This window comes from Variovorax pasteuri, assembly GCF_051216435.1.
Lineage (GTDB): Bacteria > Pseudomonadota > Gammaproteobacteria > Burkholderiales > Burkholderiaceae_C > Variovorax.
The window spans coordinates 70,510-92,105 of the sequence record NZ_JBPJZS010000014.1 but is presented as its reverse complement, the minus strand read 5'-3'; the positions used below and the strand labels follow the sequence as shown (position 1 = coordinate 92,105).

At 69.7% G+C, this 21,596-nt stretch carries 19 protein-coding genes and 1 pseudogene; 8 read left to right on the top strand and 12 right to left on the bottom strand.

What is annotated here, in order from left to right; all coding sequences use genetic code 11:
- Positions 1 to 6: 6 nt before the first annotated feature.
- From ACSFBM_RS31890 to gshB, 4 genes are read left to right on the top strand one after another with little or no spacing between them, the layout of a single operon-like run.
- Complete coding sequence (locus ACSFBM_RS31890; protein ID WP_435487972.1) at positions 7 to 882, top strand: branched-chain amino acid ABC transporter permease; 876 nt, start codon at positions 7 to 9, stop codon at positions 880 to 882.
- The gene (locus ACSFBM_RS31885; RefSeq protein WP_435487971.1) at positions 879 to 3,401 is read left to right on the top strand and encodes a branched-chain amino acid ABC transporter ATP-binding protein/permease; all 2,523 of its coding nucleotides are present in this window, start codon (positions 879 to 881) and stop codon (positions 3,399 to 3,401) included. The genes ACSFBM_RS31890 and ACSFBM_RS31885 overlap by 4 nt, the downstream gene beginning before the upstream one ends.
- 60 nt (positions 3,402 to 3,461) lie before the next feature.
- Complete coding sequence (locus ACSFBM_RS31880; RefSeq protein WP_435487970.1) at positions 3,462 to 4,733, top strand: benzoate/H(+) symporter BenE family transporter; 1,272 nt, start codon at positions 3,462 to 3,464, stop codon at positions 4,731 to 4,733.
- The gene (gene gshB / locus ACSFBM_RS31875) at positions 4,733 to 5,683 is read left to right on the top strand and encodes a glutathione synthase (RefSeq protein ID WP_435487969.1); all 951 of its coding nucleotides are present in this window, start codon (positions 4,733 to 4,735) and stop codon (positions 5,681 to 5,683) included. The genes ACSFBM_RS31880 and gshB overlap by 1 nt, the downstream gene beginning before the upstream one ends.
- 17 nt (positions 5,684 to 5,700) lie before the next feature.
- Here gshB and ACSFBM_RS31870 read toward each other — a convergent pair whose 3' ends face one another.
- The 4 genes from ACSFBM_RS31870 to ACSFBM_RS31855 all read right to left on the bottom strand — a co-directional run bounded on the left by ACSFBM_RS31870 (position 5,701) and on the right by ACSFBM_RS31855 (position 11,623).
- A complete protein-coding gene (locus ACSFBM_RS31870) occupies positions 5,701 to 7,923 on the bottom strand; it encodes a TonB-dependent receptor (protein ID WP_435487968.1) in 2,223 nt (740 codons plus the stop codon).
- Positions 7,924 to 8,043: 120 nt separating this feature from the next.
- Complete coding sequence (locus ACSFBM_RS31865) at positions 8,044 to 8,811, bottom strand: class II glutamine amidotransferase (RefSeq protein ID WP_435487967.1); 768 nt, start codon at positions 8,809 to 8,811, stop codon at positions 8,044 to 8,046.
- 70 nt (positions 8,812 to 8,881) lie between these two features.
- Complete coding sequence (locus tag ACSFBM_RS31860) at positions 8,882 to 10,030, bottom strand: ABC transporter substrate-binding protein (protein ID WP_435438985.1); 1,149 nt, start codon at positions 10,028 to 10,030, stop codon at positions 8,882 to 8,884.
- Positions 10,031 to 10,111: 81 nt separating this feature from the next.
- Positions 10,112 to 11,623: a DHA2 family efflux MFS transporter permease subunit gene (locus ACSFBM_RS31855; protein WP_435487966.1), complete on the bottom strand. Its 1,512-nt coding sequence runs from the start codon at positions 11,621 to 11,623 to the stop codon at positions 10,112 to 10,114.
- 122 nt (positions 11,624 to 11,745) lie between these two features.
- Here ACSFBM_RS31855 and ACSFBM_RS31850 point away from each other — a divergent pair, with 122 nt between their 5' ends.
- Positions 11,746 to 13,164: a zinc-binding metallopeptidase family protein gene (locus ACSFBM_RS31850; RefSeq protein ID WP_435487965.1), complete on the top strand. Its 1,419-nt coding sequence runs from the start codon at positions 11,746 to 11,748 to the stop codon at positions 13,162 to 13,164.
- Here the strand turns inward: ACSFBM_RS31850 and ACSFBM_RS31845 are convergent.
- The 5 genes from ACSFBM_RS31845 to ACSFBM_RS31825 form a co-directional block, all read right to left on the bottom strand.
- A complete protein-coding gene (locus tag ACSFBM_RS31845; protein WP_435487964.1) occupies positions 13,155 to 13,400 on the bottom strand; it encodes a cysteine-rich CWC family protein in 246 nt (81 codons plus the stop codon). The genes ACSFBM_RS31850 and ACSFBM_RS31845 overlap by 10 nt on opposite strands.
- Entirely contained in the window at positions 13,397 to 14,653 is a 1,257-nt protein-coding gene (locus ACSFBM_RS31840) for a 6-phosphofructokinase (RefSeq protein WP_435438988.1), read from the bottom strand. The genes ACSFBM_RS31845 and ACSFBM_RS31840 overlap by 4 nt, the downstream gene beginning before the upstream one ends.
- A 47-nt stretch (positions 14,654 to 14,700) precedes the next feature.
- Positions 14,701 to 15,504 (bottom strand): enoyl-CoA hydratase-related protein, encoded by an 804-nt coding sequence (locus tag ACSFBM_RS31835; RefSeq protein WP_435487963.1) that lies wholly within the window; start codon positions 15,502 to 15,504, stop codon positions 14,701 to 14,703.
- A gap of 2 nt (positions 15,505 to 15,506) precedes the next feature.
- Positions 15,507 to 16,685 (bottom strand): acetyl-CoA C-acetyltransferase, encoded by a 1,179-nt coding sequence (locus ACSFBM_RS31830; protein ID WP_435487962.1) that lies wholly within the window; start codon positions 16,683 to 16,685, stop codon positions 15,507 to 15,509.
- A 128-nt stretch (positions 16,686 to 16,813) separates the two neighbouring features.
- Positions 16,814 to 17,167 carry a DUF2917 domain-containing protein gene (locus ACSFBM_RS31825; RefSeq protein ID WP_435487961.1) on the bottom strand — a complete coding sequence of 118 codons (354 nt, stop codon included), beginning with the start codon at positions 17,165 to 17,167 and terminating at the stop codon, positions 16,814 to 16,816.
- 82 nt (positions 17,168 to 17,249) lie between these two features.
- Between ACSFBM_RS31825 and ACSFBM_RS31820 the strand changes: the two genes are divergently transcribed.
- A complete protein-coding gene (locus ACSFBM_RS31820; protein ID WP_435487960.1) occupies positions 17,250 to 18,176 on the top strand; it encodes a LysR substrate-binding domain-containing protein in 927 nt (308 codons plus the stop codon).
- Positions 18,177 to 18,210: 34 nt separating this feature from the next.
- On the opposite strand, the gene ACSFBM_RS31815 is transcribed toward ACSFBM_RS31820, so the two are convergent.
- Together ACSFBM_RS31815 and ACSFBM_RS31810 are read right to left on the bottom strand one after the other, a co-directional pair.
- A complete protein-coding gene (locus ACSFBM_RS31815; protein ID WP_435438993.1) occupies positions 18,211 to 18,789 on the bottom strand; it encodes a fasciclin domain-containing protein in 579 nt (192 codons plus the stop codon).
- Complete coding sequence (locus tag ACSFBM_RS31810) at positions 18,786 to 19,004, bottom strand: hypothetical protein (protein WP_435487959.1); 219 nt, start codon at positions 19,002 to 19,004, stop codon at positions 18,786 to 18,788. The genes ACSFBM_RS31815 and ACSFBM_RS31810 overlap by 4 nt, the downstream gene beginning before the upstream one ends.
- 198 nt (positions 19,005 to 19,202) lie before the next feature.
- Here ACSFBM_RS31810 and ACSFBM_RS31805 point away from each other — a divergent pair, with 198 nt between their 5' ends.
- Entirely contained in the window at positions 19,203 to 19,421 is a 219-nt protein-coding gene (locus ACSFBM_RS31805; RefSeq protein ID WP_435487958.1) for a hypothetical protein, read from the top strand.
- Positions 19,422 to 19,425: 4 nt separating this feature from the next.
- On the top strand, positions 19,426 to 20,187 hold the full coding sequence (locus ACSFBM_RS31800; protein ID WP_435487957.1) for a hypothetical protein: 762 nt from the start codon (positions 19,426 to 19,428) through the stop codon (positions 20,185 to 20,187).
- A gap of 5 nt (positions 20,188 to 20,192) precedes the next feature.
- On the opposite strand, the pseudogene ACSFBM_RS31795 reads toward ACSFBM_RS31800, so the two are convergent.
- A pseudogene (locus tag ACSFBM_RS31795) lies at positions 20,193 to 21,517 on the bottom strand (MFS transporter).
- Positions 21,518 to 21,596: the final 79 nt, after the last annotated feature.

Genomic DNA, 21,596 nt, shown 5'->3' with positions numbered 1-21,596 from the left:
CGCGCAATGCTGCTTTCCGCATGGATCAGCGGGTTGGGGCTGGGGAGCATGTACGGGCTGATCGCCCTGGGCTTCTACGTCACCTACGCCGTTTCGGGCACCGTCAACTTCGCGCAGGGCAGCGCGATGATGCTGGGCGCGGTCTTCACCTTCGGGTTCGCGCAGACCCTGGGCTGGCCGATGCCGCTGGCCATTGCGCTGGCGCTCGTGTTGTGTGGCGTGTACGGGCTGGTGGTCGAGTTCGTGGCGGTGCGCCCGTTCGCGAGCCGCGGCTCCGAAGCCTGGCTGATGGCCACGGTGGCGCTGGGCATCGTGGTCGACAACCTGGTGATGTTCACCTTCGGCAAGGAGCCGCGCAGCCTGCCGTCGCCGCTGGCGGTTACGCCGCTGCAGGTGGGTGACGTGGGGCTGGGCGTGTACCCGCTGCAGTTGCTGATTCCGGTGGCGGGCCTGGCGCTGGCCGCGGCGCTGCACGTGGTGGCGCGGCGCACGCGCTGGGGCGTGGGCATGCTGGCCGTGGTGCAGAACCCGGCCGCCGCGCGGCTCATGGGCATTCCGATCCGGCGCGCGGTGGCCGCGGCCTTTGCGCTGTCGGCCGTGTTCGCGGGCGTGGCGGGCGTGCTGATCGCGCCGCTGTTCAACGTGCAGGCGGACATGGGCACGCTGTTCGGCCTGAAAGCCTTCGCGGTCGCGATCCTGGGCGGCATCACCAGCGCATGGGGCGTGATGGGCGCGGGGCTGCTGTTCGGCCTGGCCGAAGCGCTGATCACCGCCACGCTGGGTTCGGGCTACACGCAGATCCTGACCTTCGCCCTGGTGATCGTGGTGCTCGCGCTGCGGCCCAAGGGGCTGTTCGGCCGCGCGGCGGTGAAGAAGGTATGAGATCGGCAGGCATGCGCTGGCCCGCGCTGTTCGTGCTCGTGTCGGCAATGGCGGTGGGCGTTGCGCTCGCGGCCACGGTCAACGGCTACTACGTGTTCGTGCTCGCCAACGTGGCGCTGTTCGCGATCGTCGGCATCGGGCTCAACGTGCTGCTCGGGCTCACGGGGCAGATGTCGTTCGGGCACGTGGGCTTCTATGCGATCGGCGCGTACGCCGTCGCCATTCTCACGAGCAAGGCCGGCTGGAGCTTCTGGGCCGCATGGCCGGTGGGTGCGCTCATCGCGGGCGCCATGGGTGCGCTGCTCGCGCTGCCGGCGTTGCGCGCCAAGGGGCCGTACCTCGCGATGATCACCATCGCCTTCGGCTTCATCGTGGAGCACGCGATCGTCGAGGCGCGCGACCTCACGGGCGGGCAGAACGGCATCATGGGCATCGCGGGTCCTTCGCTCTTCGGGCTGGCGCAGGGCGAGCGCGCGGCGGCCATGCTGGCGGTGCTCACGGCCGGCGTGGCGCTCGTGGCCTTCGCGCTGCTGTCGCGCGGCGGCTGGGGCGCTGCAATGCGCGCGGTGCGCGACAGCGAGACGGCGGCCGAGTCGATCGGACTCGATCCGCTGCGCATCAAGACCGTGGCCTTCGCGCTGTCGGCGCTGTGCGCGGGCGCGGCGGGCGGGCTGTTCGCGCCGCTGTCGGGCTTCGTCACGCCGCACACCTTCGGCTTCGGGCAGTCGATTCTGTTCGTGCTGGTCGTGATGATCGGCGGCGCGGGCTCGGTGGCCGGGCCCGTGGTCGGCGCGCTCGTGGTGGCGCTGCTGCCGGAGGTGCTCGCGAGCCTGGAGGAATACCGGCTGCTGTTCTTCGGCCTGCTGCTGCTGGTCGTGCTGTGGGCGGCACCGGACGGTGCGGCCGGGTTGTGGCGGCGCGTGATGGCCCCCGTGCTTGCGCGCTTCGCCAGGCAGCCGGCGCTGCTGCCATTGCGCGCGGATGCCACGGGCCTGCCGCCCCGCGCGCCTGGCGCATCGGGCGCACCGATCCGCACCGAAGGCCTCACGATGCAGTTCGGCGGCGTGCGCGCCGTGAGCGACCTGGCCTTCGGCACGCACGCGGGCGGCATCACCAGCCTGATCGGCCCGAACGGCGCGGGCAAGACCACGGTGCTGAACATGCTGAGCGGTTTCTACAGGCCCACGGGTGGCGGCTTCCGCCTGGGCGAGGCGCCGCTGCAGGGCCTGCGTGCCTTCCGCATCGCACGCGCCGGCGTGGCGCGCACCTACCAGACCTCGCAGCTGTTCGGCAGCCTGAGCGTGGAAGACAACGTGGCGCTCGCACTGGGGCGCGGCACGCTCGGGCCCTTGCTGGGCGCGCGGCGCTACCGCTCGGCCGCGGCGCGCGCGCAGGCGCGGCAGCTGCTGGCCTTCTGTGGCTACGCGGGTTCGCCCGACACGCCGGCCGCCGACCTCGCGCACGTCGACCGCCGCCTTGTCGAGATCGCACGCGCCCTGGCCACCTCGCCGCAGGCGCTGCTGCTCGACGAGCCCGCGGCCGGCCTCTCGCGCGAAGACAAGACGCAGCTTGCCGCACTGCTGCAGCGCATCGCGGCGGCTGGCATCGGCGTGCTGCTGGTCGAGCACGACATGGAACTGGTCATGGGCATCTCCGACCACCTCGTGGTGCTCGACGCGGGGCAGCGGCTGGCGGTGGGGGATGTCGCGGCCATCCAGGCCGACCCGGCGGTGCGCAAGGCGTACCTGGGCGAGGCGATGACGGCCGGCGCGTCCCCGAAGGCACCGCGCCCCGCCTTGCCGGCGGACGCGCCCGAGGTGCTGGGCATCGGCGCGCTGGTGGCCGGCTACGGCGCCGAGCCGGTGCTGCACGGCATCGACCTGCGCGTGCGGCGCGGCGAACTGGTGGCACTGCTGGGCGCCAACGGCGCGGGCAAGTCCACGCTGATGCGCTCGCTGGCCGGGCTGCACCGGCCGGTGCAGGGCGGCATCCACCTCGAAGGCGCGGAACTGGCGGGCCTGCCCGCCGAGCGCATCGTGGCGCGCGGGCTGGTGCTGGTGCCCGAAGGCCGGCAGGTGTTCCCCGAACTCAGCGTGCGCGACAACATCCGCCTGGGCGCCTTTCTCGACGGGCGCGGCATCGACGCGCGCACCGAGGCCATGCTGGTGCGCTTTCCGCGCCTGCGCGAGCGGCTGCACCAGCGTGCGGGGCTGCTGTCGGGCGGCGAGCAGCAGATGCTGGCCATCGCGCGCGGGCTGATGTCGCAGCCGCGCGTGCTGCTGCTCGACGAGCCCTCGCTCGGGCTGGCGCCGAAGATCATCTCGGAGCTGTTCGAGGCGCTCGACAGCTTGCGCGCCGAAGGGCTCACCGTGCTGCTGGTCGACCAGATGGCCGCGCTCGCGCTGGCGCTGTGCGACCGGGCCTATGTGATGGAAGGCGGGCGCATCGTGGCGCAGGGCAGCGCGGCGGACATCGCGGCCGACGGCGCGCTGGCCAAGGCCTACCTGGGCGCGGCCTGAGTCTCTGAAGCCCTGAAGCCGCCGTGCCGGCGCCCTCCGGCACGGCGGCACAATCGCGCGATGCGATTTTTCAAGGACCTGAGCCTTTCGGCTTTCACCGCGGGCTTCGTGGCCGTGCTCGTGGGCTTCACCAGCTCGGTGGCCATCGTGTTCCAGGCCGCCCAGGCTTTCGGCGCCACGCCGGAAATGGCGGCCTCGTGGATGTGGGCGCTGGGCATCGGCATGGGCCTGGCCTCGGTGCTGCCCTCGCTGTGGTGGCGCCAGCCCGTCATGATTGCCTGGAGCACGCCCGGCGCGGCCGTGCTGGCGGTGGCGGGCATGGGCTACAGCATGAACGAGGCGGTCGGCGCCTTCATCGTCTGCGCGGTGCTGATGGTGCTGGCGGGCGCCACCGGCTGGTTCGAGCGCGTCATGAACAAGATCCCGATGGCCATCGCGTCCGCGTTGCTCGCCGGCGTGCTGGCGCGCTTCGGGCTCGGCGCCTTCATCGCGGCGCAAACGGCGCTGCCGCTGGTGCTGCTGATGCTCGGCACCTACCTCGTCGCCAAGCGGCTGCTGCCGCGCTACGCGGTGCCGCTCACGCTGCTGGTGGCCATCGTGTTCGTCGCGGCGCGCGGCCAGCTGGCGTGGTCGGCGGTGCATTTCTCGCTCACCTGGCCGGTGTTCACGATGCCGGTCTTCAGCTGGCAGGCCATCGTCAGCCTGGCGCTGCCGTTGTTCGTGGTGACCATGGCCTCGCAGAACCTGCCGGGCGTGGCCGCCATCCGCGCGGCGGGCTATGGCGGGCTGCCGGTCAGCAAGCTCATCACCATCAGCGGGCTGACCACGCTGGTGCTGGCGCCGTTCGGCGCCTTTGCGCTGAACCTGAGCGCCATCACCGCGGCCATCTGCATGGGCCGCGAGGCGCACGAAGACCCGGCGCGGCGCTACACGGCCGCCGTGAGCTGCGGCGCCATCTACGTGGTGATCGGCCTGTTCGGCGCGGCCGTCACCGGGCTGCTGACGGCCTTTCCGAAAGAGCTGGTCGCGGCCATCGCCGGGCTGGCGCTGCTGGGCACCATCGGCGGCGGCCTGGCGGTTGCGGTGCGCGACGAGTCGCACCGCGAGGCGGCGCTGATCACCTTCCTGGTCACCCTCTCGGGCGTGACGCTGGCGGGCATCGGCTCCGCCTTCTGGGGCGTGGTGGCCGGGGCGGTGGCGCTGGCGGTGCAGCAGATCGGCCGGTCGCAAGGCGTGGAAAAGGCCCCGCCCGGCAAGGAGATCGCCCCTTCCGGCAACATCGCGCCCGACATCCCTGAGGCCGCCGCTCCCGGCGCCGGAAAGAACATCTGATGAAAAACATCCTCTTCGTCGCCGATCCGCTCGACCAGTTCAAGATCTACAAGGACACGACCTTCTCGATGATGCGCGAGGCCCAGCGCCGCGGCCACCGCATCGCGGCCTGCCTGCCTCAGGACATCCAGTGGAAGTCGGGCGGGCTGGTCACGGCCACGGTGCAGCAGATCACGCTGACCGGGGATGCGAAAGACTGGTACACGGTCGACATCACCGAAAGCAAGGCGCTGAAGGACTTCGACGCCGTGCTGATGCGCAAGGACCCGCCCTTCGACGCCGAGTACATCTACTCGACGCACCTGCTGCAGCAGGCCGAGCGCGAAGGCGCGCAGGTGGTCAACTCGCCGCGCGCGCTGCGCGACCACCCCGAGAAGCTCGCGATCATGGAGTTTCCCCAGTTCGTCACGCCCACGCTGGTCACGCGCAGCGCGCAGGCCGTGCGCGACTTCCATGCCGAGCACGGCGACATCATCCTGAAGCCGCTCGACGGCATGGGCGGCATGGGCATCTTCCGCGTGAAGCAGGACGCGCTGAACCTGGGCTCCATCGTCGAGACGCTCAACAAGGACGGCGCCGAGACGATCATGGTGCAGCGATTCGTGCCCGAGGTGGTGCAGGGCGACAAGCGCATTTTGATCATCGCGGGCGAGCCGGCGCCCTTCGTGCTGGCACGCATTCCGCAGGGCACCGAGGTGCGCGGCAACCTGGCGGCCGGCGGCAAGGGCGTGGCGCAGCCGCTCACCGCGCGCAACCGCGAGATCGCCGAGGCCATCGGCAGCGTGCTGGCGCCGCGCGGACTGCTCCTGATCGGGCTGGACGTGATCGGCGACTCGGTCACCGAGATCAACGTGACCAGCCCGACCTGCTTTCAGGAAATCACCGAACAGACGGGCTTCGACGTGCCGAAGATGTTCATCGACGCGCTGGAGGCGCACCTCGCGCGGTAGCGCGAGGGCGTCGGCGGTCAGAAGTCGATCGTGCCGCTCACTGCAAAGGTTCGCGGCGCGCCCAGCACCAGGTAGTTGGAACCCTGCGTGCCGCCCACCGACGCCCAGTACGACTTGTTGAACAGGTTGTCGATGCGCGCACGCAGCGTGAGCGCGCGGCCGTTGCCCAGGTCGACCAGGTAGCGCGCGCCGATGTCCACGCGCGTCCACGACGGCACCGACTGGGTGTTGGTGGCGTTGGCGTACTGCTTGGAGGTGTAGAGCAGGCGAGCGTTCAGCGACAGGTTGCGCAGGCCGGGCACGTCCCATTCGGCGCCCAGGTTGGCCTGCTGCCTGGCCACGCCGATGGCGTCCAGGCCGTCGGTTGCGCCGCCGGCCGTGTTCTTCTGCTTGGCGTCGAGCAGCGTCAGGCCGCCGAGCAGGCGCAGGCCCTTGGTGGGCTGGCCGAACACCGAGAACTCCAGGCCCTGGTTGCGCTGCTTGCCGTACAGGCCGTAGGTCTGGCCGGAGTAGTAGTAGGTGGGCTGGTCGGTGGTGAAGAACGCGGCGCTGGCGCCGAGCGTGCCGCCGTCGTACTTGACGCCGACTTCCTTCTGCTTGGCCTGGTACGGCGCGAAGATTTCACCGGCATTGGTGACGGGGCGGCTGTTCACCGTGGTGCCCGCCACTTCGCCCTTGACCAGGCCTTCGATGTAGTTGGCGTAGGCCGACACGGTCGGCGTGATCTTGAACACGACGCCGGCCACCGGCGTGGTCTTGCTCTTGTCGTAGCTGCTGGTCTGCTTGAGCGTGGTGTAGGCGAAGCTGGTCTGCTCGATGGTCTGGCGGCGCGCGCCGAGCGTGACGAGCAGGCGGTCGTCCATGAAGGCCATGGTGTCGGCGACGGCCACGCTGGAGGTGTCGATCTTGTCGGTCAGGCGCGGGTCTGCCAGCGTGTTGCCGACGAAGCCGCCCGCGCCGTTGGCGATCGGATAGATCGAGGCATACGGCGCGTAGATGTTGTTGCGCACGCTGCCCGACGAGATGGCGTAGGCGTTGTCGCGGTCGTTGCTGTACTTGGCCACCGAGGCCACCACGGTGTGCTTCACGGGGCCGGTGGCGAAGGTGCCGCGCACGCCGAGTTCCGCCGTGCCGATGCGGTCCTTGCGGGTGTTGCTGAAGCGCGTGTTGCTGGTGTCGCCGAAGGCGTTGGTGAGCGTCGGGTTCGACAGCACGTTGTCTTCGTCGCTGCGGCGCACGCCGCCGGCGGCCCAGGCCGTGATGTTGTCGGTGATGTCGACTTCGCCGCGGAAGGTGGCGAACTTGTCCTTTTCCTTGGAATAGGTCCAGGGCTGGGCGAAGTTGGTGCGGGCGTCGGGCGCGCGCGGGATCGGCAGCGTGGAAGAAGGCGTGACGCTGGGGCGACCGTCCTTCAGGTCGTAGTCCTGGTAGCCGAAGTCGGCCGACAGGCGCACGTTGCGGCTGTGCCAGTCCAGGCCCACGCCGAAGGCGCTGAGCTGCTGGCTCTCGTTCTTGATGCCGGTGCCGCCTTCGCGGCGCACCGCGTTCACGCGCACGCCCAGGCTGTCGTCGGGACCGAAGCGGCGAGCCAGGTCGAGGTTGACGAAGCCCTGGCCGCCGGTCTGCACGCCGAAGCCCACGCGCGTGAGCGGTTCGTTGGGCGCGCGCTTGGGCAGCAGGTTGATCGCACCGCCGATGCCGCTGCCGCCGGGGGCCGCGCCGTTCAGGAAGGTGTTGGCGCCGCGGAACACTTCCACGCGCTCGAAGAATTCGGAGGCGATGTACTGGCGCGGCAGCATGCCGTAGAGGCCGTTGTACGAGACGTCGTCCGAGTACACGGGGAAGCCGCGCACCACGTACAGCTCCTGGAAGTTGCCGAAGCCGCGGGCCTGGCGCACCGACGGATCGTTCAGCAGCACGTCGGCCACGCTCTTGGCCTGCTGGTCCTGGATCAGCTCGTTGGTGTAGTTGGTGCTGGAAAACGGCGTGCTCATCATGTCCTGGTTGCCCAGGATGCCGACGCGCCCACCGCGCGCCACCTGCCCGCCGGCGTAGGGTTTGGTCAGGCCTTCCGCCGAGGCGTCGGCGCTGGCTTCCACGTTCACCGTGGACAGCGTGCCGCTCGACGCCGCCGCAGCAGCAGGTTCGGCCGCGGGGGTCTGGGCCAATGCTGCCACGGCGTTGAGCGCGAGCAGCGATGCGACCACGGTAGGCCGGAGATGGAACGAAGGAGTGAACATGGGCGGATCGAACAATGCAAATGAGAACCGTTATTGTTCTCCCGTTTGCATCCACCCACCGATACTTTCATGCACTGTTGCTAAAAAGTGTCAGTCAAAAGACCGCACTTTTGTTTGCAATCAGACCCCCGACAACCGCCCGTCCACGAACACATGCAGCTCGCCCGGTGCGAACTGCGTCCACGTCTCGTTGGTGGTGAGCGGCGCGGTCACCACCACGGCCACGCGGTCGGTGGGCGTGGTGTGCTGCGCGAAGTCGATCGCCAGGTCTTCGTCCGACAGCTGCGCCGTCACGAACGGGTGCTGGCGCTCCACGTACCAGAGGTTGGTGGAGGCATGCGCCCACAGCGCCTGGCCGTTGGACAGCATGAAGTTGAAGGTGCCGTGGCTCGCGAGCTGCGGCGCCAATTCGCGCAGCGTGAGCGTGAGCTCCTCGATGCTCGGCACGCCGGCGTGCGACTTGGCCAGCTCCTGCATCAGCCAGCAGAAGGCGTGTTCGCTGTCGGTGTTGCCCACCGGGTGGAAGTTGCCGTGCAGGCGCGGGCGAAAGTCCTTCAGGTCGCCGTTGTGGGCGAACACCCAGTAGCGTCCCCACAGCTCGCGCACGAAGGGGTGGCAGTTCTGCAGGTTCACCTCGCCCTGCGTCGCCTTGCGGATGTGCGCGATGACGTTGCGGCTCTGTATGGGGTAGCGGCGAATGAGCTCCGCCACCGGCGATTCGCACGCCGGCTGGTGGTCCACGAAGTGGCGCAGCCCCAGGTCCTCGAAGAACGCGATGCCCCAGCCGTCCGCATGGTGGTCGGTGCGGCCGCCGCGTTGCGCGAACCCCGTGAAGCTGAAGGTCACGTCGGTCGGCGTGTTGCAGTTCATCCCTAGCAATTGGCACATGGCAGCGATTAGACCGCGATTCGCGCCGGCCCCTGCCCGCCGTGCGATTTGCCCGACCATCGGGTTGCCGCTAGCGGATGAATTTGCCTTCCTTGGTCACCCGCACCATCTCGATGAAGCGCGAACCCGTGTTGCTCGTGCCGGTGAAGTCGATCTCCATGCCGCCGATGCGCAGCTTCATCGCCTTCAGCGCGGTGTGCAGCCTGGCGCGCGTCAGGTCGCGGCCGGTGCGGCGCAGGCCCTCGATCATGACCAGCGCATTCACATAGCCCTCGTAGGCCAGGTAGCCGATGTCCACCTTGGCGCGTTCGGCCAGCTGGCGGAACTCGCGCGCGGCCGTGTCGACCTCGCTCCACGGGTAGGGCACGATCTGCGAGATGGCCAGCCCGCTGGTCTTGTCGCCCACGAGCTTGGCCGTGACGTCGCCCGGCACGATCGACATGCCGTAGTACATCTGGCGCCCGCCGGCCGCCCAGGCCGCCTTCATGACCTCGCCGCCGATGCCGCCGCCCAGGTACATGATCACGGCCTGCGCCTTGCTGTCGGCAATCGCCTTGCCCGATGCCTCGTTGCCCGTGCCGTCGCCCTTGACCGCCACGGCGGCCTCCGGCTTCAGCTTGAGCGTGGCCAGCGCGGCTTCGACCAGCTGGGCCACTTCCGCGCCGCCGGGGTTGTCCAGGTACGCCACGCCGATGCGCGTCACGCCGATGGTGGTCAGGTGCTGCACCAGCGCCTGGGCCTCGCGGGCGAAGGTGGCGCGCACGAAGTACCCGGCGCCGCCCATCTTTTCGCGGGCCGAGTCCGACACCGCATAGCCGCCCACCGTCGGCGCGCCGCTCTGGTTCACCACCTTGGCGCCGGCGGCCGTGGTGCCCGAGCCCACGCAGCCGAAGAAGGCGAAGACGCGGTGCTCCGCCAGCAGCTTCTCGTAGTTGGCCAGGGCCTTCTCGGGCTTGAGTTCGTCGTCGAGCGAAACCACCTTGATCTTGCGGCCCGACAGCCCGCCCTGCGCATTGACCGCATCGAAGGCCAGCCCGGCCCCCGCCATCACCACCTTGACCGGCACGCCCAGCGGGCCGCTCAGGATGCCGGTGTGGCCCAGGACGATGTCGGTGTCGGTGACACCGCTCTCCGCGGCGAAGGCGGACGAAAGAGGGCCAAGAGGGCCAAAGACGGCCCCGGCCGCGGCCGAGGCGGCGATGAAGTTTCTGCGGTGCATGGGAACCCGATTGCGATCTGGACCATTTGGATACAACTGATAACAATTGAATGCCAAAGTCCCCGCATCCGTCGCCGGGGTTTACCCCGTGTTGCGTACAGGCCCACCGGCCGGCGTGGCGCCCGTGCGCAACTGCCAGGCCGCGCAGATGGCCAGCGCGCACAGCCCGGCCAGCATCGCGAACACCTCGTCGAAGGCCGCCAGCCGCGCCGGGCTGGTCATGGGGTTGGCCAGCGAATCGCCGTGCGCCGCCAGCCGCCACTCGAGCACGATGGCGCACAGGCTCACGCCGGCCGCGCCGCCCAGCATGCGCACGAAGTTGATGGCGCTGGCGCCCTGCGGAATCAGCGGCTTGGCCAGCGGGCGCATCGAGCCCAGGTTGAGCGAGGGCAAGATGAAGCCCAGCCCGATGCGCCCGATGACTGCGAAGACCACCAGCAGCCACAGCGCGCTGTCCAGCCGCAGCACGATCATCAGCGCGAACGACGCGGCCAGCAGCGCCAGGCCGATGGTCACCAGCAGCCAGGTCGGGTGCCGGTCGGCCAGCCGGCCCACGCCGGCGATGGTCAGCGCCAGCACCAGGCCCGCCGGCAGCAGGATGGTGCCCACGTGCGATGCGGACAGCTGCAGCCCCACCTGCATGTACACCGGCAGCAGGTAGGTCGAGCCGAACAGCGCCGTGCCGTAGATGAAGGCCACCACGCTGCCCATGGCGAACTGCCGGTACTGGAACAGCGCCAGGTTCATCAGCGGCGTGCCGCCCGAGGCCGCCAGCCGCCGCTGCCACCACACGAACGCGGCGAACCCCGCCAGCGCGCCCACCAGCAGCAGCGCGGCCTGCAGCGGCGAGTCGCCGCGCAGCGCCACCAGCCCGTTCAGCAGGCACAGCGTGCCCACCGTGCCCAGCGCCAGCCCGCGTGCGTCCAGCCCGCTGCCGCGCACCGCGGCCACGCCGCCCGGCGCCGTCTTCGGCACGAACTTGTAGGCCAGCCAGATCGAGGCCAGGCAAAACGGCACCACCATGAAGAAGATCGAGCGCCAGCCGAACAGGTCGACCAGCACCCCGCCGATGCTCGGCCCGATGGCCGGCGCCAGCACCACGCCCATGCCGAAGATGCCACTCGCGCGCCCCTGCTCGTGCGGCTCGAAGGCGCGCAGGATGATGATGGCCGGAATGGGCTGCACCACGCCCGCCGCCAGCCCTTCGGCCACGCGCGCGAACAGCACCAGCGAGAAGTTGTTGGCCAGGCCGCCCACGATGCCGCCCAGCAGCAACAGCAACATGGTGCCGACGTAGGTGCGCCGGTAGCCGTAGCGCGACAGCAGCCACGGCGTGGTGAGCATCGACACCGTCATCGCCACCATGAAGCCCGAACTCACCCATTGCGCGCGCTCCTGGCCGAGCGAGAAGTGGTGGCTCATGCCGGGGATCGCCACGTTGACGATGGTCGAGGACATGATCGACGCCATCGTCCCCACCATCACCGACAGCAGCAGGTACCAGCGGTAGCGCTCGCCGTAGCGTTCGCGCAGGGTGCCGATGGACGGTGGGGCCGGCGCGGTCGCGGCTTCGGAAGGCTGTGGGGAGGTCATGGAGCGGCGGATGGTGTGGGGGTCCGTCGTCCTACAAGCATATCGGCGATTGCATGGCGAAGGGCGCGGCGGGCAATTGCACAATGCAGCGGCTGTGCCCTCCGCGTCAAGACCGACACCCCATGAATTCCCCCGTGAACGAACAAGCCGCCCCTGCACAAGACCTGGCGCCACAGTCCGAAGGCGCGACCACGCTTGCCACCGAACTTGCCGCACCCACCGTCAGCCGTTCGTACCGATGCCAGTGCGGGCGCCCCGTGTTCCTGCGCAACAGCCAGTGCCTGGCCTGCCGCACGCCGCTCGGCTACGTGGCCGACCGCCTCGGCGTCATGCCGCTGGCACCGGCGCAGGGCGAGGGCGCGCCGCCCGACACCTTCACCGTGTTCGGCGACCCGCAGGGCCCCGTCTACCGTCGCTGCGCCAACCTCATGACCCCCGCAGCCTGCAGCTGGATGGTGCCCGCCGCGCGCGACGGCGACGCGCTGCCGGTCGACGTGCACGGCCTCGCGCCGGGCTATTGCCTGGCCTGCAGCGTGACGCGCACCATTCCCGATCTGTCGCAGGAGGCCAACGGCGTCTTCTGGGGCAAGCTCGAACAGGCCAAGCGCCGGCTCATCTCGCAGCTGCTGGCGCTGGGCCTGCCGGTGGTGAGCCGCCACGCAGACCCGGTGCACGGCCTGGCCTTCGACTTCCTGAGCAACATGCCCGGCGGCCCGCACGTGATGACGGGCCACGACGACGGCGTGATCACCCTGAATGCCGAGGAGGCCGAAGACGCGGTGCGCGAGCGCATCCGCGCCGAGATGCGCGAGCCCTACCGCACGCTGCTGGGCCACTTCCGCCACGAGATCGGCCACTACTACTGGGACCTGCTGGTGCTGCCCACGCCGTGGATCGACGACTTCCGCGCGCTGTTCGGCGACGACCGCGCCGACTACGCGGCCGCGCTGCAGGTGCACTACGACCAGGGCCCGCCGCCCGACTGGGCCGACCGCTTCGTGAGCAGCTACGCCAGCACGCACCCGTGGGAAGACTGGGCCGAGACCTGGGCCCACTACCTGCACATGGCAGACACGGCCGACACCGCGATGAGCTTCGGCGTCGACGCCTCCAACGTCGAGCTGACCAGCGACCTCTTCACCGCGGACGACCTGTGGCAGCCCGACCATGCCGACGCGGGCAAGTTTCTGGACTTCATCAACGGCTGGGTCAAGCTCACCAACGTGCTCAACGAACTGTCGCGCAGCATGGGCCAGCCCGACTACTACCCCTTCGTGCTGCCGCGCGCGGCGGTGGGCAAGCTGCAGTTCATCCACCGCGTGGTCACCGAGCAGCGGCTGGGCAGCGCGCCGACGATGGTGGTGGCCAGCGAGGTGACGGCGGCACCGGCGCCCGCGCCCGAGGCCGTCGCGCCCCTGCAGTCGCAATCGCAGGGCCAGTCGCAAAGCCAATCACAGTCGCAATCGCAATCGCAGTCGCAGTCGCAGTCGCAGTCGCAGCCGCAGTCGCAAACCCAGCCGCAGGATTTCGTTCAGTCCTGAGGCGCGGGCCCGCCCGTCGCGTCTGTCGTCCCCGTTGCACAGCGCGCGCAGATGCATGCCAGGCCGCGCATGTCGGCCGGCAGGTTCGTCAGCGGCGCGTTGCTGAAGTCCACCTGCATGCACCAGCACGCGGGTTGCGCCTGGCCGGTCTCGCGCTCGATCTCCATCGCGCAGCGGTTCGGGACGCCGCACAGCGGGCAGCGCGTGGCGTCGATGACCGCGGCGGTGGAGGTCATGCGATCTCGAAAGCCGGCAGCTTCTTCGCCACCGCGACGTTCTTCAGCGTCACGTACACCGGCAGGCCGCCGCTGTAGGCCGGGTAATCCTCGCCCTCGATCAGCGGCAGCAGGTAGCGCCTGCATTTCTCGGTGATGCCGTAGCCGTCGTCCGAGATGAAATCGCGCGGCATCGGCTTCTCGACGTTGGCGACCGACTCGAGCGGCGCGCTGCCCAGGCGGTAGGCGTAGGGCACGTCGGACGTGCGCTCGATGGTCGGCATCACCGCGTTGCGGCCTTCCAGCGCGAGTTCGACCGCGCGCTGGCCCAGCTCGTAGGCCTGCTTCACGTCGGTGGCCGAGGCGATGTGCCGTGCCGCGCGCTGCAGGTAGTCGGCCACCGCCCAGTGGAACTTGTGGCCCAGCGCGTCCTTCACCATCTGCGCCACCACCGGCGCTGCGCCGCCCAGTTGCGCATGGCCGAAGGCGTCGCGCGTGCCCTGTTCCGCCAGGAAGGTGCCGTCGGGGTGGTGGCAGCCTTCGGACACCACCACCGAGCAGTAGCCGTGCTGCTTCACCAGTTCGTCGACGCGCGCGATGAAGCGCGCCTTGTCGAACTCGATCTCAGGGAACAGCACCACCACCGGAATGCCCTGGTCTGCCGCCAGCCCGCCGGCCGCGGCGATCCACCCCGCATGCCGGCCCATCACCTCAAGCACGAACACCTTGGTGGAGGTGGCCGCCATCGAGCGCACGTCGAACGAGGCTTCGATGGTGGACACCGCCACGTACTTCGCGACCGAGCCGAAGCCCGGGCAGCAGTCGGTCAGCGGCAGGTCGTTGTCGATGGTCTTGGGCACATGGATGGCCTGCAGCGCATAGCCCATCGACTGCGACAGCTGGCTCACCTTGAAGCAGGTGTCGGCCGAGTCGCCGCCGCCGTTGTAGAAGAAGTAGCCGATGCCGTGCGCCTTGAACACCTCGATGAGGCGCTCGTACTCGCGCCGGTTCTTCTCCAGCGACTTGAGCTTGTAGCGGCACGAGCCGAAAGCACCCGAGGGCGTGGAGCGCAGCGCCGCGATGGCCTCGGCCGATTCGGCGCCGGTGTCGATCAGCTCCTCGGTCAGCGCGCCGATGATGCCGTTGCGTCCGGCGTAGAGCTTGCCGATGCGCTGAGGGTGCTGGCGCACCGTTTCGATCACGCCGCAGGCCGACGCGTTGATGACCGAGGTGACACCGCCCGACTGGGCGTAGAAGGCGTTGAGGATGGGCATGCGGGCATTCTCCCGCAGCCCTCCGTCAGGCGCCAGTGTCAGCGTGCTCAGCGGCTTTCGAACTCGGGCGGGCGCTTCTGCAGGAAGGCGCTCACGCCTTCGCGAAAGCTCGGTCCGTCGATCAGCACGCGCTGGCGCTCGCTTTCGTAGTGCAGCTGTTCCTTGAGCGTGTGGCGCTCGGCGGCCTCGAAGGCTTCGCGCGCCTCGACCACCGCGTGCGCGGGCAGCCGTGCCAGGCGCTGCGCGATGGCGCGTGCCTCGTCCATCAGTTGCTCGTCGTCGGCGCAAGCCCAGATCAGGCCCCATTGCACCGCGCGCCCCGCGCTCAGGCGCTCGTCGAGCAGTGCCATGCCCATTGCGCGCGCCTTGCCGGCGAGGCGCGGAATGGCCCAGGTGCAGCCCAGGTCCGGCACGATGCCCAGCTTGGGAAGGAAGGGCAGGTAGAAGTAGGCGCTGCGTGCCGCAATGGTCACGTCGGCCGCCAGCGCCAGGCCCACGCCCGCACCCGCCGCCGGTCCGTTCACCGCGGCCACCACCGGCACGGGCAGCGTGCGCAGCGTTTCGATGAGCGGGTTGCTCAACGCCTGCATTGCCTCGGCGGTCTGCGTGCCGAGCGACTTGCCGGCCTCGCCCGGCGCCATCGCGCTCAGGTCCGCGCCCACGCAGAAGGCCTTGCCCGCGCCCGTGAGGATCACGGCGCGCACCGCGCGGTCGTCGCGGATGCGCTCCAGCGCGTCGCGCAGTTCCACCTGCAGGTCGCGCGCGATCGGGTTGAGCTTGGCGGGCAGGTTCAGCGTGAGCGTGGCGATGCCGTCGGTCAGGTCGTACAGGACGAAGGGCTGCGCGGTCATGCTCACAGCCTTTCGACGATGGTCACGTTGGCCATGCCGCCGCCTTCGCACATGGTCTGCAGGCCGTAGCGCTTGCCGCGCTGGCCGAGCGCATGGATCAGCGTGGTCATCAGCTTGGTGCCCGAGGCGCCCAGCGGATGGCCCAGCGCGATGGCGCCGCCGTTCACGTTCAGTCGCGCCGGGTCGGCATCGAGCGCCTGCAGCCAGGCGATGGGCACGGGCGCGAAGGCCTCGTTCACTTCATACAGGTCGATGTCGGCGATGTTCATGCCGGCCTTCTTCAGCGCGCGCTGCGTGGCGGGCAGGGGCGCCTCCAGCATGATGACCGGGTCGTGCCCCATCACGCTCATGTGGTGGATGCGCGCCAGCGGCTTCACGCCCAGTGCCTTCAGGCCGCGCTCGTTCACCACCAGCACGCCGCTGGCGCCGTCGCAGATCTGGCTGGCCGTGGCCGCGGTGCAGCGCCCGCCCTCGGCGATGAGCTTCACGCCCGCAATGCCTTCCAGCGTGGCCTCGAAGCGGATGCCTTCGTCCACCGTGTGCCGTTCGCCCGCGCTGGTGCCGTCGGCCAACAGGATCTCGATAGGCACGATCTCCTCGTTGAACGCGCCCGCGCGTGTGGCCGCAATGGCGCGGTGGTGGCTCTCGAGTGCGTAGCGGTCGAGCGCGTCCTTCTCGATGCCGTAGTTCTTCGCGATCATCTCCGCGCCGGTGAACTGGCTGAACTCCACGCCGGGGTAGCGCGCCTTCATCGCCGGGCTCATGTAGGTGCCCAGGCCCGCCTTGGCCGGCAGCGCGTTGGGCGTGAACATGGGCACGCGCGTCATGCTCTCGACGCCGCCCGCGATCACCGCGTCCATCGCGCCCGACATCACGGCCTGCGCCGCGAAGTGCAGCGCCTGCTGCGACGAGCCGCACTGCCGGTCGACCGAGGTGCCCGGCACCGACTCGGGCAGCTTCGACGCCAGCACCGCGTTGCGCGCGATGTTGGTCGCCTGTTCGCCTACCTGGCTCACGCAGCCCAGGATCACGTCCTCCACCGCCGCGGGGTCGATGCCGCTGCGCGCCACCAGCGCGTCGATCACCTGCGCCGCCAGGTCGGCCGGGTGCCAGCCCGCGAGCTTGCCGCCGCGCCGGCCACCGGCCGTGCGTGCCGCGGCCACGATGTATGCCTCTGCCATGTTCAAGTCCTTCAGGTAACGGGAATGCGGGGGGCCCCAAGGCAGGAAGGCCGCCCGTCACAGACAACGGCGGCCTTCGAAGCGCAGTGACTCATGGGCATCGATGGTTCGATGCCCATGGGGTCCGGTCAAGCCGGGGACAACCCGTGGGACAGGAGTCGCCAAGGCGACCGCGCAGGCGTGCGTCGCGTCAGGGGGATCGCGGCGGCTTGCGCGTCCGACACGGTGATGCACGAGGCCTCCAGCGCGGAGACCAGCACGCGCCGGTGGTCGGTGCTTTCGAAGCGTTCGCCCGGGGCGAGCACGATGTCGCGAGGGTCGCGGTCGAGCGTGACCCAGACCGAGCCGCTGCGGCATTCGATGCCCACGCCGGCGCCGTCGGGCACGGCGAAGACGGCGCGGTGCGGCAGGCTGAGGTGGAAGCGGGAGGCGTCCGAAGACGGATAAGCCGACGGGTAGGAAGAAGGGCGGGCGGTGCTCATGGCAAGCTCCATTGCATTCGTGATACGAATGAATATAGTGAGCCGAGCTTCCCTTTACACGCGGTCATTCGGAACTCGTTGCATGCATCCAGAGAATGCGAAAGCCTCCACCGCCGAACTGCCGCCGCTCGAGTTGCTGCGCAGTTTCGAGGCGGCCGCGCGCCGGTTGAGCTTCACGCTGGCGGCCGGCGAACTGCACCTGACGCAATCGGCCGTGAGCCGGCAGATCCAGCAGCTGGAAGCCAGCCTGGGCGTGCCGCTGTTCGAGCGCCGGCACCGCGCGCTTGCGCTCACCGAGGCAGGCGGCGTGCTGCAGCGCGCCGTCACCGACAGCCTCGAGCGCCTGCGCGACGCCACCGCGCGCGTGCGCGCGGCCTCCGCGCCGCGCCAGGTCGCGATCACCACCACGCCGGGCTTCGCGTCGCTGTGGCTCATTCCGCGTCTTGCGCGCTTCACCGGCAACCATCCGCAGGTCGACGTGCGCGTGTCGGCCACGCTGGACGTGCTCGACATGGAGCGCAGCCGCATCGACGTCGCCGTGCGGCTCATGCCCATCGGCAAGGGGGTGGGGCCGGCGCTGTTCGAGGAGTCGGTGGTGCCGCTGTGTTCGCCCGCGCTGGCCGATGCCTTGCGCGTGCCCGCCGACCTGGCCACGCTCACGCTGCTGACGGTCGACTATCCCGACCACAGCGAGGCGCCCTTGGCCGACTGGGAGCCCTGGCTCAAGGTGATGGGGCTGGAAGACCTGCGCATGAAGAGCACGCTGCGCTTCACGCAGTACGCCGATGCGGTGGCCGCCGCGGTGGCGGGGCAGGGCGTGGTGATCGGGCGCCTGCCCTTGCTGCGCGAACTGCTGCGCGAGGGCCGGCTGGTGGCGCCGCTGGGCGAGCAGGCCGTGTCGCGGCGCGGCTACTTCGTGGAAACGGCAAAGCGCGCCGCAGGCAACCGCGACGCGCTCGAGTTCGCGCAGTGGCTGCGCGACGAGGCAGAGGCTGCGCAGCGAACCTGAAGGCCCGCCGCGCCGGTGCCTCGCCGGGAAAGAATCAACCCGGCAGCAGCACCTTGTTCACGACGTGGATCACGCCGTTCGACTGGTACACGTTGGCGATGGTCACCATCGCCGTGCCGCCCTTGGCGTCGGTCACCAGCACGTTGCCCCCGCTCATCGTGGCGGTCAGCGTGCCGCCGCTGGCGGTCTTCAGCACGGCCTTGCCGCCGCCTGCATTGATGGCGCTCATCAGGGCCGGGCCGTCCATCTTGCCGGGCACCACGTGGTACGTCAGCACCTTGGTCAGCGTGGCCTTGTTCTCGGGCTTGAGCAGCGTGTCGACGGTGCCGGCCGGCAGTGCGGCGAAGGCCGCATTGGTCGGTGCGAACACGGTGAACGGGCCGGGGCTCTTGAGGGTGTCGACCAGGCCGGCGGCCTTCACTGCAGCCACCAGCGTGGTGTGGTCCTTCGAGTTCACGGCGTTGTCGACGATGTCCTTCGTCGGGTACATCGCGGCGCCGCCGACCATCGGGTTCGAGGTCATGCCGGTGCTGCCGCTGCCGCTCATGCCCATGCCGCCCGCGCAAGCGCCGAGCAAGACCGAAACGCCGACTGCAATCATGAGTTTTTTCATTGGAGGCTCCTGGAAAGAATGGTTCTTGAGGTGTCTGTGGAAACCGCCAACAGCTCGGAGGCGCGATGCGCTTGAATCGAATACGGGGGCGCTTCGCGTTTGGATTCGCAGCCGGTTTCAGATTTGTTGCGCGTCGGCTTTGCGCCACAGCCGCGCAGGGCGCGCTTGCGCATCGCGCGCGTGCTCGCCAGAATCCGCCCTTCGTTTTTCAGCAACAGTTTCTTTTCACCGCGCCTGGTGACGATCGACCTCCCGGGCGCTCAACGCAATCAATGAACCGTTTCCTGAACACCTGACCCGCACACCGACCGCCCCGGCCGGATGTGCACCCATGCATCCGCCCGAGGCCCTGACGACAAAGGCCCCGCGCAGCCATTCGCCGGGGCTTTCTTGTTTCTGGAGTGTGCGCACATATGAGTGCTCAACGAAGGGCCCGCGACGACGACAAGCGTCTGGGCCGGTTTTACTTTTCGGTGCCCATGGCGGCACCGCGCAATCCCGTGGTGGCCGCGATGGCCCGCGGCGAATCCAGCCAGGGCGCAGGCCGCCACCTGCGCACGCACCGCGCGGAGCGGCGTGCGCAGAAGGTGGCGCTGCAGAAGGCCGCGCGCAGCCTGCACGGGGAGGACTGACGGCATGCGTGAAGACATGGACAAGGTCATCGTCGAGCGGCCGCGCCGCGGCGGCGGCGTGCAGGGCGACGGGCGCAAGTGGCGCAACAGCAAGGACCGGGGCTCGCACCTGGGCATGACGCGGGGCTACAGCCATCCGAAGGGGCTCAACGAAAACCTCGCGCCGCTCAAGCGCTGGCTGCACAAGCAGGTGCACCGGCCGTGGGACAAGGTGTACGCCGAACTGTGCAGCGGCATCGACCGGCGCAGCACGGTGCAGGCGCACATCTTCGAGCACATCGACGACTTCGTCGAACGCAAGGCGGTGCTTCGTGACGGCCAGGTGTGGGTGCGCTCGCGCCGGTGGAGCGACGTTGCTCGTGTGCCGCTGAGCGATGCCTCGCACGTCGAGCTGTTCGTGCATCCGGGCACCGGCATCCTGCTGCCCAACCGGCTGCGACTCAAGGCGCGGCAGCGGGCGGTGGGGCAGGGCAAGACGCAGGCCGTGGATCGCCTCGTCGTCGACGCCTTGACCGAGTGGCATCGGGTCGACGGTTGCTGGTTCGAGGTTCGCCTGGCGCCGTTTCCCCCCAGCGGGGACGGTACCGACAACGACAAGCGCTTCGACGTGATGCGCGGCTGCCTCGTGACGCGGCACGGCGTGTGCCACGTCATGGCCGGCATGTCGCACCGGCCGGTGAGCTACGCGCGCGCCTTCGTCTACGCCGTGGCCAAGCGCCAGCTCAACCGCCGCGAAGTGCGTGCGCGGCTGGGCGGCAGGCAGTGAAGGCGCTAGGCGGCCGGCGCCGATGCGGTGCCCGGCGAGCGCGGCAGCAGAAGGAACGCGATGGTGCCGGCGGCCAGCATGCCCGCCACTGTGAGGAACACCGCGCGGAAGGGCTCCGCGCCGTGGTCCACGGCCCACGACGCGGCCACACCGGTGGTCCATTGCATGAGCGACACGCCGAGGAACATGGCCATGTTCATCAGCGCCAGGGCGCGTCCCGTCATGGCCGCGGGGTAGGCGTTCTTGGTGTACGCGTACTGCAGCACGCTGTAGCCGGAGAGCAGGCCGTAGACGATCGGCAGGCCGATGTCGATCGCGCTCGAATGCGTGAACGCCATGGCGGCGAACATCAATGCGCCGGCGAGCGCGCAGCCCATCATCCAGCGGGCGCGCCGTGCGCCGCCCGGGTCCATGCGCCCGAACAGTGCCGGGCTGATCATGCCGGCCACCGTCATCACCAGCGCCACGTTGCCGCTGGCGACCAGCGACAGGCCATGGCGATCGTGCAGCACCGGTCCGAGCCACAGGCCGCGCAGCGTGATGAACGCCGCGTACGACACGCAGGCGAAGCACACGAGGCCGAGCGTGTGGGGCATGGCGAACAGCGGCAGCAGTTCGCGCACCGCCTTGCCCAGCGACTTGCGTTCGGCCGGCGCAGCCTGTGGATCCGCGTGGTCCGCCTGGTCAGACGCACGCGCAGGTTCGCGCACGCGCCAGAAGATGACCAGCCACGAGAGCACCGCAAAGCCGGCCAGCACCGCATAGCCTGCGCGCCATGACGCCGCCTCGATCAGCAAGGCCAGCGGCGTGCCGGTGAACACGATGCCCAGGCCGGCCATGCTCATCACCAGCCCCGACATGGCGGTGAAGCGCGAGGCATCGAAGTGCCGCGCGATGAACACCGTGCACGCCAGGAAGGCCGGCGCGCAGCCGATGCCGATCAGCGCCTGCCCCAGCAGCAGCGCGTGGTAGTTCGGCGCCACCGCGCACAGCGCGGCGCCGGCAACGGCCAAGGGGAAGGCGGTGAGCACCGTGCGGCGCACGCCGAACATGTCGATCGACACGCCCATCGCGAGTTGCATGATGCCGAAGGCGAAGTGAAAGTGCCGGCCCACATGCCGAGCTGCTGCGGCGTGAGTCCGAAGTAGCCGGTGAGCGGCGTGGCCATCATGGCGCCGACCGTGCGGAAGGCCTGGCTCAGCGCAAAGGCCGAGGCCAGCGCGACCAGCATGGCGGCTGCCGAAGACGACCAACGGGGACGGGGAGGAGGCGATGCCTGCGCGGCATGGCCGGGGCGCGGCGGGGGCGGCGGGGCCGCGTTCGTGTTCATCGAGAGGGGAGGGCGCTGGAAGAAGAGAGAGCGGCATGGATGCTAATGGCATGCCGCCCTTCATGCAGAACGGCGCCCA